We start from the raw sequence: 18719 nt of genomic DNA on the forward strand, positions 1-18719 counted from the left end.
TTTACTCCGTTGTTGTGGCTGTGGTAATAAGTTGGTTAAATTCGAGCACATTACCATCTGGGTCTCGAATAAATAGAGCAATCCGCCGTGGTCCGATCGGATGCGGTCCTTCTGTAATGGTAATATTATGGGTATTAAGCCAAATTTGTAACTGTTGTAGATCATCAATGACGAAGGCCGGATGAGTTATTCCTGGGTGTTTGATGGGCATATCCAATAAAATATTTTTTGCTTTATATGTATTGGCAGCATTAAAAATGAGGTTAATGCGGACGCCATCAGCACTTTGCATTTCGTTGGCTTCATATTCTGGAAACTGGGCAGTTTCAATAAAACCTAGTGCAGTATAAAAATCTAGCGCACGTTGTTTATTGGATACACGAATACCAATATGATCATAAGCAAGTATTCGAGCTGGAAGTGCATCACTTTGACTTAATGTTTTGTTATGCTTCACATTGTTACCTCAATACTGACCCTTTTAAGCAGTATAGGGTGCAGAGGTTCTCAGATGAATATCAGAATTAGCATAAGACTTATGCGATTACAGTATTAATGTGTAGGGAAGATGGATCAATTTAAGGCCATGACAGTATTTGTCAATATTGTTGAACAAGGGAGTTTGACTGCTGCTGCAGAGAAACTCAATTGCTCAACCACAGCTGTAGTACGTACATTGGCGGCATTAGAAAAACAACTGGGCATTCGTTTAATTAATCGAAATACGCGAACCATTTCTATTACCCTTGAAGGCAACGAATATTATGGATGGTCCAAACACATACTCAATGAAATGGATATCATGGCAAATGTCTTTGAAGCCAAAATTCATCAGCCTACAGGATTATTAAAAATCACAGCCCCAATGACTTTTGGACAATTGGTGGTGAGTCCTTTAGTGTGCGAATATTTAAACCAATTTAAAGAAATGTCTATTCAACTGATATTAACGGACCGAAATGAAGATTTGATGCAAGACCATTATGATTTAGCTATACGTATTGGTTCATTGCCAGATTCAACTTTTATCGCTACGCCCATAGGTTCAACTCACTTAATCCGCTGTGCATCGCCTGTATTTTTGCAGCAGGTAACTTTGCAGCAGCCTATGGATTTAGCACATTGTAGATGTATTGTTTTTAATGATTTGGGTAAAAAGTGGCAGTTTATCAAGCAGGGTAAAAGTTACCATGTAGATGTTCATGCAACATTGCTCACTAACCAAATTGCGGTGGCAAAAAAGGCGTGTGTAGAGGGTGTTGGTGTAGCGCAGTTTTTTCATTATCAGGTTGCAGAGGAATTAAAAACTGGACAGTTGGTGGAGCTTTTTGAGGACCATGAACAGGCGAAAATTCCGATTAATTTGATCTATCCTCACAGTAAATTACTCTCCTCAAGAGTAAAGCATTTCTTAACTTGGTTTAAACAAAAAGTCTCTGAAACAATTTAATTCGCGCTCAAATATTGACTTGAATTAAAAAAACTTAGAGTGACACACTAAAAATTGATTGATTTGTTTTAATTTTCATCAATTTTACATATCTTTGTAGAATTATTCGCTTAAACCTTTACCCCATCTGTTTTTTTTAAGACAATAGCGGTTTGTGTGTAATACACAGCTCATTTCTTCTTTTCTAAGTATCGGACGATTATTTATGACAACCCCGCTTCAAGAACGTCGTGTTGCAAACGCAATTCGTGTATTGGCTATGGATGCTGTGCAAAAAGCAAATTCAGGACATCCTGGTGCACCTATGGGGATGGCAGATATCGCCGATGTGGTCTGGCGTGAATTCCTAAGTCATAACCCAACAAATCCACAATGGGCAAACCGCGATCGTTTTGTTTTGTCAAACGGCCATGGTTCAATGCTGCACTATGCATTATTGCACTTGACTGGTTATGACCTCAGTATTGAAGATTTGAAACAATTCCGCCAATTGCATTCAAAAACTCCGGGCCATCCTGAGTTAGGTTATGCACCAGGTGTAGAAACGACTACTGGTCCACTTGGCCAAGGGATTGCCAATGCTGTTGGTTTTGCTTTAGCCGAAAAAACACTTGCTGCACAATTTAACAAAGCTGACCTTAAAGTTGTCGATCATTTCACCTACTGTTTCTTGGGTGATGGTTGTTTGATGGAAGGTATTTCACATGAAGTTTGCTCTTTAGCCGGAACTTTAGGCTTGGGTAAATTGATTGCTTATTATGATGATAATGGCATCTCAATTGATGGTGAAGTGGAAGGTTGGTTCTCTGATGATACAGAGAAACGCTTTGAAGCGTATGGTTGGCAAGTGATCCGTGCAGATGGTCATGATGCTGCGGCAATTCGTCAAGCCACTTTGGCAGCGCAAGCTGAGACTCAAAAACCGACGATGATTATTTGTAAAACAGTCATCGGGTTAGGTTCGCCAAATAAACAAGGTAAAGAAGATTGTCATGGTGCACCATTAGGCCACGATGAAATTGCTTTAACACGTGAAGTTTTAGGTTGGGCTGGTGCGCCATTTGAAATTCCTGCAGATATTTATGCTGCATGGGATGCAAAAGAAAAGGGTACACATGCTGAAAATGCGTGGGACCAAGTTTTTGCACAGTATCAAGCGCAGTACCCAGCAGAAGCTGCTGAATTGTTACGTCGTTTAAATGGTGATTTGCCTGCAGACTTTACAGAAAAAGCCAATGCTTTTATCGCTGAAACCAATGCAAAAGCAGAAACGATTGCAACACGTAAAGCAAGCCAAAATACGCTACAAGCTTTTGGTCCAATGTTAAGTGAAATCCTAGGTGGTTCAGCTGATTTAGCTGGTTCAAACCTAACACTTTGGAAAGGCTGTGAAAGTGTAGAACAAAATCCAGCAGGCAACTATGTGCACTATGGTGTACGTGAGTTTGGTATGACTGCAATGGCCAACGGGGTTGCGCTACACGGCGGTTTCATCCCTTATGTTGCAACATTCCTTATGTTTATGGAATATGCACGTAATGCAGTCCGTATGTCTGCGCTGATGAAGCAACGCGTGATTCATGTCTATACGCATGACTCAATTGGCCTTGGTGAAGATGGTCCTACACACCAACCTATTGAACAGATTGCATCTTTGCGTGGTACACCAAACTTAAATACTTGGCGTCCTGCAGATACAGTTGAAACTGTAATTGCATGGAAATCAGCACTTGAACGTAAAGATGGTCCAACTGCGTTGATTTTCTCTCGTCAAAACCTACCTTTCCAAACACGTGATGCCGCACAAATTGAAAATGCTGCAAAAGGTGCATATGTATTGGCTGAAGCAAAAGGTGAGCTCAAAGCAATAATCATCGCAACTGGTTCAGAGATTGGTCTTGCGATGGATGCTTATGCACAACTTGAAGGTGTACGTGTTGTTTCTATGCCATGTGCCGAAGTATTTATGCAACAAGATTCTGCATACCGTGAGTCTGTACTACCAAGTCACATTCGTGCTCGTGTTGCAGTTGAAGCTGCTCATGCTGATTACTGGTGGAAATTTGTTGGTTTGGACGGCAAAGTGATTGGTATGACAACGTATGGTGAATCTGCGCCCGCGAAAGATTTATATCAACATTTTGGCATTACAGTTGAAGCAGTGGTTGATGCGGTCAAGCAATTAACAGCCTAGTTTGTAATCAGTTTGCAATATACTGGTAGATCGATATATTGGTTTAGGTTGAGTTCTAGACATCTCAACCTATTACAATAAGTGGTTCGTCACCGATTTTAAGTTGTTGCTGATCAAGGCAACTTGTTATAGCAGTGATTCATCACAAATACAGCGGGAGTGACTACCGATCCCGTATTGCGAGTGGCATGTCACTCGCTTTTTTAATGGCCTATTGCACGTAATCAATCGAGCAATAGGCAGTTTTTATTTTTTAGATCATGCTTGGACAAATAAATCTGATTTAATGTCTTAGGCAACGATGTCATATCGTAATTCAATCGCACAGTCCTTTACAAAGGTGTCATCGTGCGAAACCAAGATCACAGCGCCAGGAAATGCAGCAATTGCATGAGCTAAGAGTTGGCGAGATTCAATGTCTAAGTGGTTTTCTGGCTCATCTAAAATAAGTAGATCAATCCGATCACTCAATTGACTCATTGCAGTTAATGCAACTTTAAGTTGTTCACCGCCACTAAGCTGTGCGATTGGATCTAAAGTTTTTTCACGTTTTAGTCCAAGCTGTCCTAGCCGTCGGCGCCAATCTACAGCAAAGATTTCATCGCTGAGTTGCATGAGATTATCTACCGCATTAAGTTTAGGATCTAAAAAACTGAAATTTTGGTCGAGATAGAGCGTTTTTCCAGCAACGTATATTTCTCCTTGTTTTGGGGCTTGGCGTTGATGAATCAATTGAAGCAAACTCGACTTCCCCATACCATTTGCTGCACATAAGCGCATCTTTTCTGTGGCAGATAAAGCAAAATGAATGGCTTGGGTCTGTACATGCTGTAGTTGAACTTGAGTGCATCGTAAAATTTCGCCATGTTGTATACGAGGTGGGTTGTAGCCCAAAGCAAAACGTTGCGGCTTGATCACCTCAAGTTGTTGCTGAGTTTGAGTGAGTCGTTGTTCAGCACCATGCATTTGCCGATCTAATTGGCGATGTAAATGTGAGCGAGATTGCTGAGCTTGATCCTTTTTATAGTCGAGTAAAACTTTGGCTTGTGATGTGTTCTGCCTTGCTTTATTGGCATGATGTTGACGCTTTTCGGCTTTCATTCGGGTTTCATGCTGTTGCTGTTTAAGTTGTTTGATATCACGTTTATCTTGTTGCACTTTGCGTTGTAAGGCTTGTAACTCTAAGGAGTGTTGTGTTTGATATTGCTGATAGCTACAAGTATATTGTTGTATACCAAAGCTATTGAGCACATAAAGCTGATCAGCTTGATTGAGTAACTCTCGATCATGGCTAGCCACTAAACAACCTGCGGGATGTTGTTGAATTTGTTCGACTAACCATTGTCTACTTTGTTGATCAAGATGGTTGCTTGGTTCATCTAAAAGTAAATAATGATCTTTGAGTTGAAATAGACGACAAAGTGCAAGTTTGGTTTTTTGTCCTTCGCTTAATAATTCAATTTTAAATGTAAGATCAGTAGGGAGCTTTGCCTGTTGTAACATATGATGCCATTGCTGTGGTAAGTGCCAGAGCGCATCGACTTTTTCGTAGTCTTGATCTTGGGCAATACCTTGTTCGATACGATTAAAACAATTGGCAAGTTCAGTTATGTCTAAGGCATCAGCAATAGATTGGTGCTCTTCACTCAAACGGTTGAGTTGTGCCAAATGAGCGTGTTGGCTGGACCATGAAATCTGTCCGTGTGTGGTGATTGGATTGTGTTCTCGTAGTTGTTTTAGATCATGTAATGCATTGAGTAAAATTGATTTTCCTTGGCCATTTGCACCAATTAATGCGCAAAATTGCTGAGATGGAAGTTGGAAATTCAACTCATCAAATAGTAACTTACCTTGTAGCTCTAAGCTAAACTGTTGAATTAAACAGATCGATGGGGTCATAAAGTACTCCGAACAGCGAGCACAAAATAGTGAAATAGTAAGGCTTATTTGTCGTTGTTGAATAATCTACCATATACTTAAGACAGTAGTTATCAGCAATAATAGCAAAAGAACTTTAGAGAGAATAAATAATAAAGAGATCGTAGATGCCATACTAAAAGTCTATTTTGTACATCAAAACAAAAAATAAAAATTGAGCTGATGATAAAAATGACTTACTTCATTGGCATATACTCTAGGAGGGGAAATTATGTGCACAGCTTAGCTTGAAGTTTAATCATGGTCAATCCCTTAAATATAACTAATTTTTTTTAAATAAAGACTTGTCAAAATAAAAAACACAGCGTATTGTTGGATTCATTAGCAAACAGATAGTTGGTTTAAAACCTCATGTCTACCCAGATGATTAACACAATGACAGCGTATTATTTTTGGCAATATTAGTAGTTGCCTAGATTTATATGGGCAATAAAAAATAAGTTGCCCATCTAGTTTTATACCTGATCGGCAACCCCGGTCAGGTTTTTTTATGCATGGTGTTTAGGTTTTAAATCGTTACTGTTTAACTTAATTAGATGTAATTTACTTTTTTTGGAGATATTAATCATGACTTTTAACAACGCTTATTTCGTTTCATATTTTAGTAACTTTTATTGGTTTAACTTAAAGCAACACATTTCGGATAGTACTTTACAACAGCTCAAATAAATGATCGGACTGTAATAGATCAGTCCAAAGGGAAAGCCCATGAACGCTATAAATATTACACTTAAAGAAGCAAACTTAAGTTTGCCACACCAATTAAAAAAGCAACTGCCTTTGTGTCCATCATTGACGCAACAGATTGCACAGCATCGTGAAACAATTGAAGATATCCTTGCTGGACGAGATTCTCGTCTTCTCGTGATTATTGGACCATGTTCAATACATGATCCGAAAGCGGCTTTAGAATACGCTGCACGTTTAAAGAAATTACAACAACAATTGTCTTCACAGATCTTTTTTGTGATGCGCACCTATATTGAAAAACCACGTACAACAGTGGGATGGAAAGGTTTTTTGTATGATCCTCATTTGGATGGATCTTCTGATCTCGCTTTAGGCTTACATTTATCTCGTCAACTTTTTCTTGACATTATTGCTATGGGATTGCCAATCGCCAGTGAAATTTTAAACCCAATGGCGACTGGGTATTTTGATGATCTTTTGGCCTGGGGAGCCATTGGAGCAAGAACGAGTGAATCACAAATTCATCGTGAAATCTCAAGTCATATGCCTTATAGCATTGGCTTTAAAAATGGTACAGATGGTTCAATCCAAATTGCATTAGATGCAATTCAATCTGCTAAGCATGCGCATCAATTCTTAGGGATGAATCAACAAGGGTTGCCCGATGTAATACACAGTCAAGGTAATCCACATCCCCATTTGATTCTCAGGGGAAGTAATCGTGGAACTAACTTTGGTTTACAAAGTATTCAGCAGATGAAAAGTAAACATGCATTGCATTTTCCTGCTTTAGTGATTGATTGTAGTCATGGCAATAGTGCAAAAGACCCGCAGCGTCAACCTGAGGTATTAGAACAGATTATTGCTGAACGTCAGTTAACAGGTGTTCGTGGTGTGATGTTGGAAGGTCATCTGGTTGATGGTCAACAAAAAATTTCCGATAATATGTGTTATGGCCAATCTGTCACTGATGGATGTTTAGGTTGGGAGAAAACTAAGCATTTAATGTTGCGAGTTGCAGAATCTTTAAAGGTGATGCAGTTAGAAAAAAATCTGTGGTTAGAAATGATGTAAATCAGGTTAGATATATCAGGACAATGGCCTCAAATAGATCATAATATTTGAGGCCATTTTTTATTGAAAATTAAAGTAATATCAGTCACTCAGGTTATAATGTCAGCAGTATGATTAAGGGATTGAATGTGATGACGCTAAAACAGATTAAAAGTTTCTTAATTTTGGCGAGAACACTCAATTATGCCAATGCTGCAACTGAGTTGTTTATTAGTCAGTCAGCACTGAGTTTAACCATTAAAGCTTTAGAAGAAGAACTGGGGGGTAAATTATTTAAGCGTAATACACGTCGTGTAGAGCTGACCGAAGAGGGTAAATCGCTGATCCCTTATGCCAGAAGGCTAATGGCCAATTGGGAAGAAATGGAGCATGATCTAAAACAACGCTTTAAGTTTAATCGTGGAAGTTTAACGCTTGCCTCCATGCCATATATAACTCATGCAGTTTTGCCTGAAATTATTCAAAGATTTTTGTCCTTACACCCCAATATTAGTTTTTCAATTCATGATATTACCAATGAATCTGTTATAGAGTTAGTAAAGGATGGGGTATTTGAATTAGGTATTAGTTTTGAGCCTGAGTTTAAAGATCAGCTAGAATTTATGCCTTTATTTGATGAAGATTTTGTCGCTTTGCTAAATAAGTCACATGAAATGGCGCAGTGTGAAAGTATTACATGGCAAGACCTCTGTCTGAATCGTTTTGTAACTTTACAACGACCATCGATTGTACGTTATTTGATTGATGAGTTTTGCCAATCAAAACAATTATCTTTAGATGTGCAATTAGAGTGCCATCAGATCTCTTCAGTTTGTAATTTTGTTGCTGAGGGTGCAGGCGTAACGGTGATTCCAAGACATTTTCAGCACCATATTGATCATGAGCGTACAGTGATTATTGAAATTAGTGGAAAACCTTTACAGAAACAAGTGGGGATTATTTATAAGAAGAATTTTGAAGTATCTAAAATTTCAGCACAGTTCATTGAATGCTTTGCCTCAAGTAGTATTGCGCAATTAGCGCCCAATTAAAGTCAGTCTTTTTTCGATATATTAACAAAACTCATTAATCATTAAATACATTCAATTTCTCATTCTGATCATAGCGTGTTAAAACAAAATGAATCAGTAAGGAAACTTGAATATGAATAAGGTTTTTTCTTCAGCACAACTTGCATTACAAGATGTTGTTGCAAACCAACAAACAATAGCTGTTGGTGGTTTTGGTCTATGTGGTATTCCAGAAGCTTTGATTGAGGCGCTTAAGCACAGTGGTGTTTCTGGACTGACCTGTGTGAGCAATAACGCGGGTATTGATGGTGTTGGCTTAGGTTTGTTACTTGAAACCAAGCAAATCAAAAAAATGATCGCATCTTATGTAGGTGAAAATAAAGAGTTTGAACGCCAGTTTTTATCTGGTGAACTTGAAGTGGAATTGACTCCACAGGGAACTCTTGCCGAAAAACTCCGTGCAGGTGGTGCAGGTATTCCAGCTTTTTATACTGCAACAGGTTATGGTACGCAAATCGCTGAAAATAAAGAAAGCCGCGAATTTTCAGGTAAGCACTATATTTTAGAACAATCGATCGTGGCAGATGTTGCTTTGGTCAAAGCCTATAAAGCAGATAAAGCGGGTAATTTGATCTTTAGAAAGACTGCACGTAATTTTAATCCTGAGTGCGCCATGGCGGGGAAAATCACCATTGTCGAAGTGGAAGAAATTGTAGAGATTGGTGAATTAGAACCTGATGATATTCATTTACCTGGGATTTTTGTAAATCGTATTGTGCTTAATGCTCATCCAGAAAAACGAATTGAACAAAAAACATTGCGTGCAGAAGCTTAAGGAAGAATGATCATGGCTTGGACTAAACAACAAATGGCGCAGCGTGCAGCGCAAGAATTACAAGATGGTTACTATGTCAACCTAGGTATTGGTTTGCCGACTTTGGTTGCTAACTATATTCCTGATGGTATGAATGTTTGGTTGCATTCAGAAAATGGTTTACTGGGTATTGGTGAATTTCCGACTGAAGAAACAGTCGATCCTGATTTGATTAATGCGGGTAAGCAAACTGTGACTGTGCAGCGAGGAGGCTCATTTTTCTCAAGCTCAGAATCATTTGCGATGATTCGTGGTGGACACGTCAATCTGGCTATCTTAGGCGCTATGGAAGTCTCTGAACAAGGTGATCTTGCAAACTGGATGATTCCTGGTAAAAAAGTAAAAGGAATGGGTGGGGCCATGGACTTGGTATCTGGAGTACAAAAAGTCGTTGTCCTCATGGAGCATTGCACTAAAGATGGCCAACCGAAAATTTTACCAAAGTGCAGTTTGCCTTTAACAGGACGAGCTGTAGTACAGCGTATTATTAGTGATCTGGGTGTATTTGATATTGCTGACCAAGGACTGACTGTGGTTGAGTTGGCAGAAGGCGTAGATTTAGAAGCTGTTCAAGCTGTGACAGGCGTGAAATTGCTGAGTGCTTAATTTTTCGCTTATGTATATCGATAGTCAATAAAATCATAGCGCAATGAAACAACGCATGAATCGAACAGGAAAAAAGGAATGAAGACAGTTTATATTGTTGATGGTGCACGTACAGCAATGGGTGGGTTTCAAGGCTCGCTTTCAAGTTTAAGCGCGCCTGAGCTATGTGCAGTCGCTGTAAAAGCAGCAGTACAACGTTCAGGTTTACAATCTAGTGATATTCAAGAAGTTATTTTAGGTTGTGTACTTCCAGCAGGTTTAAAGCAAGGCCCTGCACGTCAAGCAATGCGTTTAGCAGGGATTCCTGATGCAGTTGGTGCAACCACAATCAATAAAATTTGTGGTTCTGGAATGAAAGCGATTATGCAAGCCAGTGATGCAATTCGTGCAGAAAGTATCGATATTGCGATTGCTGGTGGTATGGAGTCGATGAGTAATTCGCCTTATTTATTGGCTAAGGCACGCTCTGGCTATCGTATGGGACATGGTGAAATCAAAGACCATATGTTTATGGATGGTTTAGAAGATGCTGAAACAGGCCGAGCAATGGGAACCTTCGCACAAGGGACTGCCAATGATAAGGGCTACAGCCGAGAAGCCATGGATCAATTTGCTATTCGTTCGCTAAAGCGTGCACAACATGCTGTAGAGCAAGGTTATTTTAATAATGAAATTGTAGCCGTTGATGTGACGAGCCGAAAAGGTACGGTTGTTGTGGATAAAGATGAACAACCATTTAATGCCAATATTGACAAAATACCTTTACTTAAACCCGCTTTTGCAAAAGATGGCACTGTGACTGCTGCAAATTCAAGTTCAATATCTGATGGCGCTTCTGCTTTTGTGGTTGCATCAGAAGACGTGGTAAGCGCAAAAAATCTGAAGCCATTGGCCAAGATTGTTGCTTATAGCACACATTCACAGCATCCATCAGAGTTTACCTTAGCGCCTGTAGGTGCGATTGAAAAAGTGTTAGCTAAAGCTGGTTGGACTGCAGCTGAAGTAGATCTTTGGGAAATTAATGAAGCTTTTGCAATGGTGACCATGTTGGCAATCGATGCATTTAATCTTGATCCTGAACAAGTCAATATTCATGGCGGAGCATGTGCACTAGGTCATCCATTGGGTTCATCAGGTTCACGTATCGTTCTTACCCTGATTCATGCATTAAAACGTACTGGAAAGAAAAAAGGTATTGCATCACTGTGTATCGGTGGTGGTGAAGCAACAGCAATTGCGATCGAATTGTGCGAATAAGCTGTTGGATTTAAAGCGGTAGTGTTTTAACAGTTTTACTGTCAATGTTATTAAATTTCGAGCCCGAATGCTTTTAGGAGTGTTGGGGCTTATTCTTTTCAATATAAAAAAAATCAACTTAAGAAAATACTCAGGAAGGAGTGTAAATGATGGAACAACACAGTGGTGTTTTTGAACGTATGGCCATTCGCATAAGTAATTGGTCTGAAAAGTGGTTTCCTGATTCGTATGTATTTGCATTATTAGGGGTGATTATTGTTGCGATTGCAGCTTTATTAATCGGTGCTCCAGCCATTTCAATCAGTGCTGCATTTGGTGATGGTTTCTGGAGTTTGATTCCATTTACTTTGCAAATGACCATGTTAATTGTTTGCGGTTATGTCGTATCTGTTTCAAAGCCTGTCGAGAAAATGATTCGAGGTTTAGCGAAAATACCTAAGGATGGTCGTACAGCAATTGTCATGATTGCTTTGCTCAGCTTGCTTATCTCATTAATTCAATGGGCGATGAGCACGGTACTCACTGCTTTATTGGTTATTGCGTTGGCAAAACGTAAAGATCTGAACATGGATTATCGAGCTGCTGCTGCAGCAGCTTTTGTAGGAATGGGCGCGACTTGGGCATTAGGCTTAAGTTCTTCAGCAGCACAATTACAAGCAAATAAAGATAGTTTGCCTGAAAATATTTATCAATTGACTGGTGTAATTCCATTTTCTCAAACCATTTTTTTATGGCAATCCATTGTAATTGTACTGGTATTAATTGTTTTATCTTTGGCGATCGCCTATTGGTCTGCACCCAAAGGGCCACATGTCAAGACGATGCTAGATTTTGGTTTACAATTTGATGAAGAGAGCTTGACTACACAGCCAAATAAAGATCAACAAGACGTCATTAAACGACCTGGTGATTGGTTAGAAACATCGCCGTGGCTGACGATTATCGTATCTGTGATTGGTCTTTTTTGGATTTATGCGGAATTTACGACTAAAGATCCGATGATTGCGATTTCTAATTTAAATACTTATAACTTTTTATTTTTAATCTTAGGTTTGATGTTGCATGGTACTCCACGCAGTTTTTTGAATGCTGTATATAAAGCGGTACCTGCATGTTCAGGTGTATTGATCCAATTTCCACTATACGGCAGCATTGCTTATATGATGACCAAGGCTATTAATGTTGAAGGTCATTCAGTTTCACATTACATTGCCAGCTTTTTTGTATCGATTTCTAATCAAGAAACATTTCCTGTGATCATGGGGATTTATTCGGCCGTGTTAGGATTCTTTGTACCATCAGGTGGTGGAAAATGGATTATTGAAGCGCCTTATGTAATGCAGGCTGCAAATGATCTCAAGGTGCATTTGGGGTGGTCGGTACAGGTGTATAATGCAGCGGAAGCATTGCCTAATTTTATCAATCCATTTTTCATGCTGCCAATGCTGGGAATCTTAAAACTTAAAGCCAAAGATGTGATCGGCTTTACTGTAACGCAGATGATTTTTCATATCCCAATTGTACTATTTTTACTCTGGTTACTTGGTCGTACTCTAACTTATGTCGCTCCGCAACTTTAATTTTGATGATCACGGCTGCTCTATATTTTGGAAATATAGCTGAAAATTACATCATGAAATGATTTGAAACTCAGATCGTAATATACCCAAGATCAATATCTGGTTTTGGGTTTTTTTTATAATAAAAATAAGCGTGTTTTGGTTGGTTGTTGAACAATAAGATTATTTTGTGATCTGTATCACTTTAATTTGACTAATGAATCATAAACTATAAATGTGTGACCTATTTAATACTATTTATATTTACTGTTATGGCATTATGCTGATTTTTGGCGAAAATATAGCTAAATTCTTTGTTTTTTGCTGCATAAATGTATGGGATAAATATCAATTGATTATTTATTTATCATAAATTTTAAAATTAAATTATATTTAATTGTTAACTATAAGTTAATAAATGAGGTTGATTTGACTTTGAATTATCGATCTTCATTGCAGTTAATATCTATGAAAATTGATTTTTTTTTGTAAAAAGAACATTTTAGAATAAATAATTATACTATATAAACTATTTAATATATTTAAATATAATTGTATGTGGTTTGTCGATGGTGTTTGATTGATCCTAGTGGTTTGTGATCGTAAGTAATTGTTTTGTATGGTATTAAAAGTTATATTTCATTATTATTTTATTATAAGTAAGTTTTTTTAATTAACATATCTTGATTATATACTCTACTATTAAAATAATTGATGAAACTATAATTTTTTGTTATTTGCTTAATAAGTATACAGGCATAAAAAGTTATTTATAAATATAGACTTTAGTTTTATAAATATATCTTAATGGTTAAAAAGTAGACAAACGAGTATAATCCAATATTAATTCTATGTATTAAACATAGATTAATTTTAAAACATACATATAATACGCCAGCTCTGTATAAAACATCTCTTTAATATCTATAAAAGAGATATACGTCACTAAAAGGTTGGGTATGAATAAAGTTTATAAGGTCATCTGGAATGCTTCGGTTGGTGCGTGGGTTGCTGTTTCTGAATTAGCTACAGCAAAAGGGAAATCGTCAAAATCAGTAAAAGTAATGACTGCAGCAAGTATGCTTTTGGGAGCGACTGTTACTTTTTCTGCCGATGCCTTAGCTGGTACAGAACTGTCAACGTGTGCCAATGGTGTTGCGAATGCCAAAGCGAGTGGTGATCATAGCGTGGCAATTGGTTGTAAGTCTGATGCTGGTGGTGATCACTACATTTATGATAGAAAAAACCCATATAACAAAAAAACAACTGCTGATCCAAATAGTACAAGTTGGAATGATGGGCTTGCGGGTAATACAGCTGTGGGTACAGGTGCTAAAGCGGGAGTATCGGGTGGCTTGGCTACAGCTGTAGGTACTTATGCTGCTGCGACTAATACTGCCTCAATCGCTGTGGGTGTTGCAGCTTTATCAACGGGTAACTCATCTTTAGCAGTTGGCCGTCAATCAGCTGCGACTGCTGACTATGCGCAGGCACTAGGTAACGTTTCTGCTGCAACAGGAAAAGGCTCTTTGGCTGTTGGTCACTCAGCTACAGCAAATGGTAATCGCTCGATTGCAATTGGTTCGGCCGATATCGATAATGCAACCAGTACCGACCCAAACCAGCAAGGCACAGACTATCAAACTAAAGATCAGACATTGTCTACAGGCAAAGACTCGATCGCGATTGGTGCTGCTGCAAAAGCCACTAAAGATAATGCATTGGCCGTTGGTGCTCATGCGAAAGCTGAAGGTAAAGACTCAACGGCAATGGGCTTTCAATCTTCTGCAACAGGAAGTGACTCTTTTGCATTAGGGCGTGAGGCTAAAGCTGCAGCGAATAACTCTTTTGCAATGGGTGCAAAATCTGAAGCGACAGGTGAAAATGCTTATGCAATGGGTTCTAACTCGCAAGCAGCAGGTAAAAATGCCTTTGCAATGGGTGGCGAATCAAAAGCATTGGGTGAAAATGCTTTGGCAATTGGTGGTCTTTCTACAGCAAAAGAAAAGAATTCAATTGCAGTTGGTGTAAACGCCAAAGCCAATTTTGAGAACAGTGTTGCACTAGGTACTGGTGCTGAAGTTAATCATAAAAATAGTATTTCTATTGGTGAAAACTCTAAAACCAATGATTACACAACAACAGCTTATCTATATGAAGAAAATGTTGCTGGCGCAAAAGCAACTGGTTCAGTTTCATTTGGTACAGCAGGCAATGAACGTCGTTTACAAAACGTAGCAGCAGGTTCTTTGGACACTGATGGTGTAAACGTTTCACAATTGAAAAAGCATAAATCGATCACTGATCAAACGGGTGGTGATGTAGCAAACCATTTAGGTGGTGGCTCTAGTTATAATCCGGTTACAGGCGCAATCACTGCACCTAGCTACCAGATTGATAATAAGACATATACAAATGTTAATGATGCACTTATTGCATCTAAGTCTAAATATTACAGTGTAAACGATGATGGTCACCAGCAAGGTAACTATAACAATGATGGTGCGAGTGCATCAGGTTCATTAGCAGCTGGTATTGATGCTAAGGCACAGGTTGAAAACTCTGTTGCTGTTGGTAATCGAGCTGAAGTTGTTAGACAGCTAACAGATCCAACGATTCCAGTGACTGGTGGTGTTGCAATTGGTGAAGTAGCACGTGCTGTAAATGATGGTATTGCAATTGGTCGTAATGCCCAAGCCAATAGTGGTGATGACATTGGTGGGGTTGCTGTAGGTAATGATTCATTCGCTTATGCACATAGTGTAGCGATTGGTACAAATGCAATTGCTGACCAAGCACATACTGATATTGATAATGCTTCGGTTGCAATTGGTGCTAAATCTAACTCAGGTAACTCTGATGGTGGTGTTGCAATTGGTATCTCATCTACGATTGGTGATTTAACTTCAGATGCTGTAGCAATCGGTCGTAAGGCTAATGTACAAGCTGGTGCTGAAAAGAGTTTGGCGCTTGGTTCAAATACAACAATTGCAGCAAATGCAAAAGAATCTACAGCTCTAGGTTTTGGTGCAACTGTAACTCAAAGCAATGGTACGGCAATTGGTAATGCTTCAAAAGTTACTTTAGAAAATGCTGTGGCGATTGGTTCTAAAGCAACAACTGACACGAATGCGACAAGTGAAATTGAAGCAGAACTCGCTGGTCTTAAGTTTGGTGGTTTTGCTGGTGCAGCTCAAAATGCTGGCGATCAAGTATCATTTGGTTCAAAAGGTGCAGAACGTCAACTTAAAAATGTTGCAGCGGGCAAAATCAGTGCTGATAGTACAGATGCGATTAATGGTAGCCAATTACATGCAACCAACACTGTACTAGGTAATGTTGCGAACTCGACTAAGACGATCTTGGGTGGTAACGCGAATGTGAATACTGATGGGTCACTAACAATGACCAATATTGGTAACACGAATCAAGACAATATCCATGATGCAATCAAGTCAGTGAATGAAACTGCAAATAAAGGTTGGAACTTAACTGCAAACGGTGCTGATCAGTCACAAGTTAAACCTGGTGATGTTGTTGATTTTTCTAATGAAGATGGAAACATTAAAGTCAGTAAAGATGGCAACAATGTTAAAGTTAACTTAGCTAAAGATATCGATCTTAAAGATGGCAGTATTGTTGCTGGTGATACAACAATCAACAATGCTGGTTTAACCATTAACAATGGTCCAAGCATCACTGTTGGTGGTATCAATGCTGGTGATAAAGTAATCAGTAACGTTGCCGCAGGTAAAGACGGTAAAGACGCTGTTAACGTTGATCAATTAAACGAAGTTGCTGCTGCATCTAAAGTGGATGTTAAAGAAGGCAAAAACGTTAAAGTTGCAACCAAAGTTAATGCGGATGGTAGCAAAGAGTTTACTGTAGCAACTGACACAGTTGTGGACTTTGATAAAGTCACTGTTGGTGGCGTAAGTATCGACAAGAAAACTGGTGATATTACTGGTTTAACTAACAAAGACTTGTCTGCTTCTGACTTTGCTGAAAAAGGTCGTGCTGCGACTGAAGAACAGTTGAAATTAGTAAAAGATAAAGCTGATGCAACTGATGACTTTGCTGTTAAGTATGACAAAAACACTGATGGCACAGTGAATCGTGACAAAGTAACTCTAGGTGGTACTGAAGCTGTTTCAACTCAAGATCCAGTTACAGGCAATATCACTACAACTGGTGGTACAAGCTTAACTAACGTTGCAAGTGCTGGTGATTACACCAATGTTGCCAATGCAAGTAATGCTGTCAATGCTGGTGATTTGAATAACGCAGTTAAAGATGTATCAACTGACTTAACCAACAAAGGTCTTAACTTTGCGGGTAATACAGGTTCAGTTATCAACAAGAAACTTGGTGAGAAATTATCAATCGTTGGTGGTTTAGCTGATGATCAAGCTGCAAGCTCGGAGAATATCCGTACAGCAGCGAACACGAAAGGCGAACTTGAAGTTCAGTTATCTAAGAACTTAACAGGTCTTGAGTCTGTGAGTGTTGAAGATGGTTCTGGTAACAAAACTTATATCTCTTCAACTGGTACAACGATAAAAGATCAATTAGGTAATACGACTTCAAACTTTGCTACAGGTACTGTGGTTGAAGACATTAAAGGTAATCGTACTACAGTTAGTTCTGGTGTTGTGAATATCAAAGATGATCATGGTACAACGATCATTAAAGGTGATGGTTTAACGATCAAAGATGGTCCAAGCATCACAGCTGGCGGTATTAATGCTGGTGACAAAGTGATTAGCAACGTTGCAGCTGGTAAAGCTGGTACAGATGCTGTGAATGTTGATCAGTTGAAAGAAACTAGCAACAACCTTATTGCGAAAGGCTTGAACTTTGCAGGTAACACTGGTGAATTCCACCGTGATTTGGGTCAAAAAGTAACAATCAAAGGTACTGGTGCTAAAGAGGATACTGAGTATTCTGCAAACAACATCAAAACTATGGTTGATGCTGATGGCAACCTTGTTATTGCGATGGACAAAAACCTCAATGCTGATAGCTTGGCGTTAAATGGTAAAGACGGTAAAGATGGTGTTTCCATTACAAGTGGTCAAGGTGCTGCTGGTTTAAATGGTACAGATGGCGAAACACGCATTATCTATAAAACTGAAGATGGCAAAACTCAAGAAGTTGCGACTTTAAATGACGGCCTTAAGTTTGTAGGTAACGACGGTAAAGTTATCGCGAAGAAACTCAATGAACAATTGGGTGTTGTTGGTGGTATGACTGACTTGGCTGCTGATGCTGCAAGTTCTGAGAACATCCGTACTGTTCAAAACGACAAAGGTGAGCTTGAAGTTCAATTGTCTAAGAAATTAACAGGCTTAACTGAAGTAAATACCACCAATTTAACTGTTGCTGGTGAAACTAAGTTAGGTGATAAGTTCACAGTGAACAAAGCTGGTAACGTAAGTTATAGCGGTGATATCACTGAAGGTGATCACATCACCAACAAAACTTATGTAGATGGTAAAGTTGGTGAAGTTGCCAATAATCCACTTACCTTTGCAGGTAACACAGGTTCTGTAGATAAGAAGCTGGGTGAAAAGGTTACGATCAAAGGTACTGGTGCTAAAGAGGATACTGAGTATTCTGCAAACAACATCAAAACTATGGTTGATGCTGATGGCAACCTTGTTATTGCAATGGACAAAAACCTCAATGCTGATAGCTTGGCGTTAAATGGTAAAGACGGTAAAGATGGTGTTTCCATTACAAGTGGTCAAGGTGCTGCTGGTTTAAATGGTACAGATGGCGAAACACGCATTATCTATCAAACTGAAGATGGCAAAACTCAAGAAGTTGCGACTTTAAATGACGGCCTTAAGTTTGTAGGTAACGACGGTAAAGTCATCGCGAAGAAACTCAATGAACAATTGGGTGTTGTTGGTGGTATGACTGACATGACTGCTACAGCAGCAAGTTCTGAAAACATCCGTACTGTTCAAAACGACAAAGGTGAGCTTGAAGTTCAGTTATCTAAGAACTTAACAGGTCTTGAGTCTGTTGTTGTTGGTGATACAACAATCAACAATGCTGGCTT

At 38.9% G+C, this 18719-nt stretch carries 11 protein-coding genes; 9 read left to right on the forward strand and 2 right to left on the reverse strand.

The window, feature by feature from the left end; all coding sequences use genetic code 11:
* Position 1: 1 nt before the first annotated feature.
* Positions 2–457 (reverse strand): VOC family protein, encoded by a 456-nt coding sequence (locus Aru01_RS00955; protein ID WP_016656494.1) that lies wholly within the window; start codon positions 455–457, stop codon positions 2–4.
* 111 nt (positions 458–568) lie between these two features.
* Here Aru01_RS00955 and Aru01_RS00960 point away from each other — a divergent pair, with 111 nt between their 5' ends.
* On the forward strand, positions 569–1450 hold the full coding sequence (locus tag Aru01_RS00960; RefSeq protein WP_016656493.1) for a LysR family transcriptional regulator: 882 nt from the start codon (positions 569–571) through the stop codon (positions 1448–1450).
* A 205-nt stretch (positions 1451–1655) separates the two neighbouring features.
* A complete protein-coding gene (gene tkt / locus Aru01_RS00965) occupies positions 1656–3644 on the forward strand; it encodes a transketolase (RefSeq protein ID WP_016656492.1) in 1989 nt (662 codons plus the stop codon).
* Between the two features lie 291 nt (positions 3645–3935).
* Here the strand turns inward: tkt and Aru01_RS00970 are convergent, their stop codons facing one another.
* Positions 3936–5543: an ATP-binding cassette domain-containing protein gene (locus tag Aru01_RS00970; protein WP_016656491.1), complete on the reverse strand. Its 1608-nt coding sequence runs from the start codon at positions 5541–5543 to the stop codon at positions 3936–3938.
* Positions 5544–6290: 747 nt separating this feature from the next.
* On the opposite strand from Aru01_RS00970, the gene Aru01_RS00975 reads away from it, so the two are divergent.
* From Aru01_RS00975 to Aru01_RS01005, 7 genes are all read left to right on the forward strand, one after another.
* Positions 6291–7346 (forward strand): 3-deoxy-7-phosphoheptulonate synthase, encoded by a 1056-nt coding sequence (locus tag Aru01_RS00975; RefSeq protein ID WP_016656489.1) that lies wholly within the window; start codon positions 6291–6293, stop codon positions 7344–7346.
* 131 nt (positions 7347–7477) lie between these two features.
* Positions 7478–8377, forward strand: coding sequence for a LysR family transcriptional regulator (locus Aru01_RS00980; RefSeq protein ID WP_016656488.1), 900 nt, complete (start codon positions 7478–7480; stop codon positions 8375–8377).
* Between the two features lie 112 nt (positions 8378–8489).
* A complete protein-coding gene (locus tag Aru01_RS00985; RefSeq protein WP_016656487.1) occupies positions 8490–9191 on the forward strand; it encodes a CoA transferase subunit A in 702 nt (233 codons plus the stop codon).
* A gap of 12 nt (positions 9192–9203) precedes the next feature.
* On the forward strand, positions 9204–9836 hold the full coding sequence (locus tag Aru01_RS00990) for a 3-oxoacid CoA-transferase subunit B (protein ID WP_016656486.1): 633 nt from the start codon (positions 9204–9206) through the stop codon (positions 9834–9836).
* A gap of 78 nt (positions 9837–9914) precedes the next feature.
* Positions 9915–11093 carry a thiolase family protein gene (locus Aru01_RS00995; RefSeq protein ID WP_016656485.1) on the forward strand — a complete coding sequence of 393 codons (1179 nt, stop codon included), beginning with the start codon at positions 9915–9917 and terminating at the stop codon, positions 11091–11093.
* A gap of 149 nt (positions 11094–11242) precedes the next feature.
* Complete coding sequence (locus Aru01_RS01000) at positions 11243–12673, forward strand: short-chain fatty acid transporter (protein ID WP_040331219.1); 1431 nt, start codon at positions 11243–11245, stop codon at positions 12671–12673.
* Positions 12674–13611: 938 nt separating this feature from the next.
* Positions 13612–18719, forward strand: a 5108-nt coding sequence (locus tag Aru01_RS01005) for an ESPR-type extended signal peptide-containing protein (RefSeq protein ID WP_042111041.1), incomplete at its 3' end; no start/stop codon positions are given.

Source organism: Acinetobacter rudis, assembly GCF_000829675.1.
GTDB lineage: Bacteria > Pseudomonadota > Gammaproteobacteria > Pseudomonadales > Moraxellaceae > Acinetobacter > Acinetobacter rudis.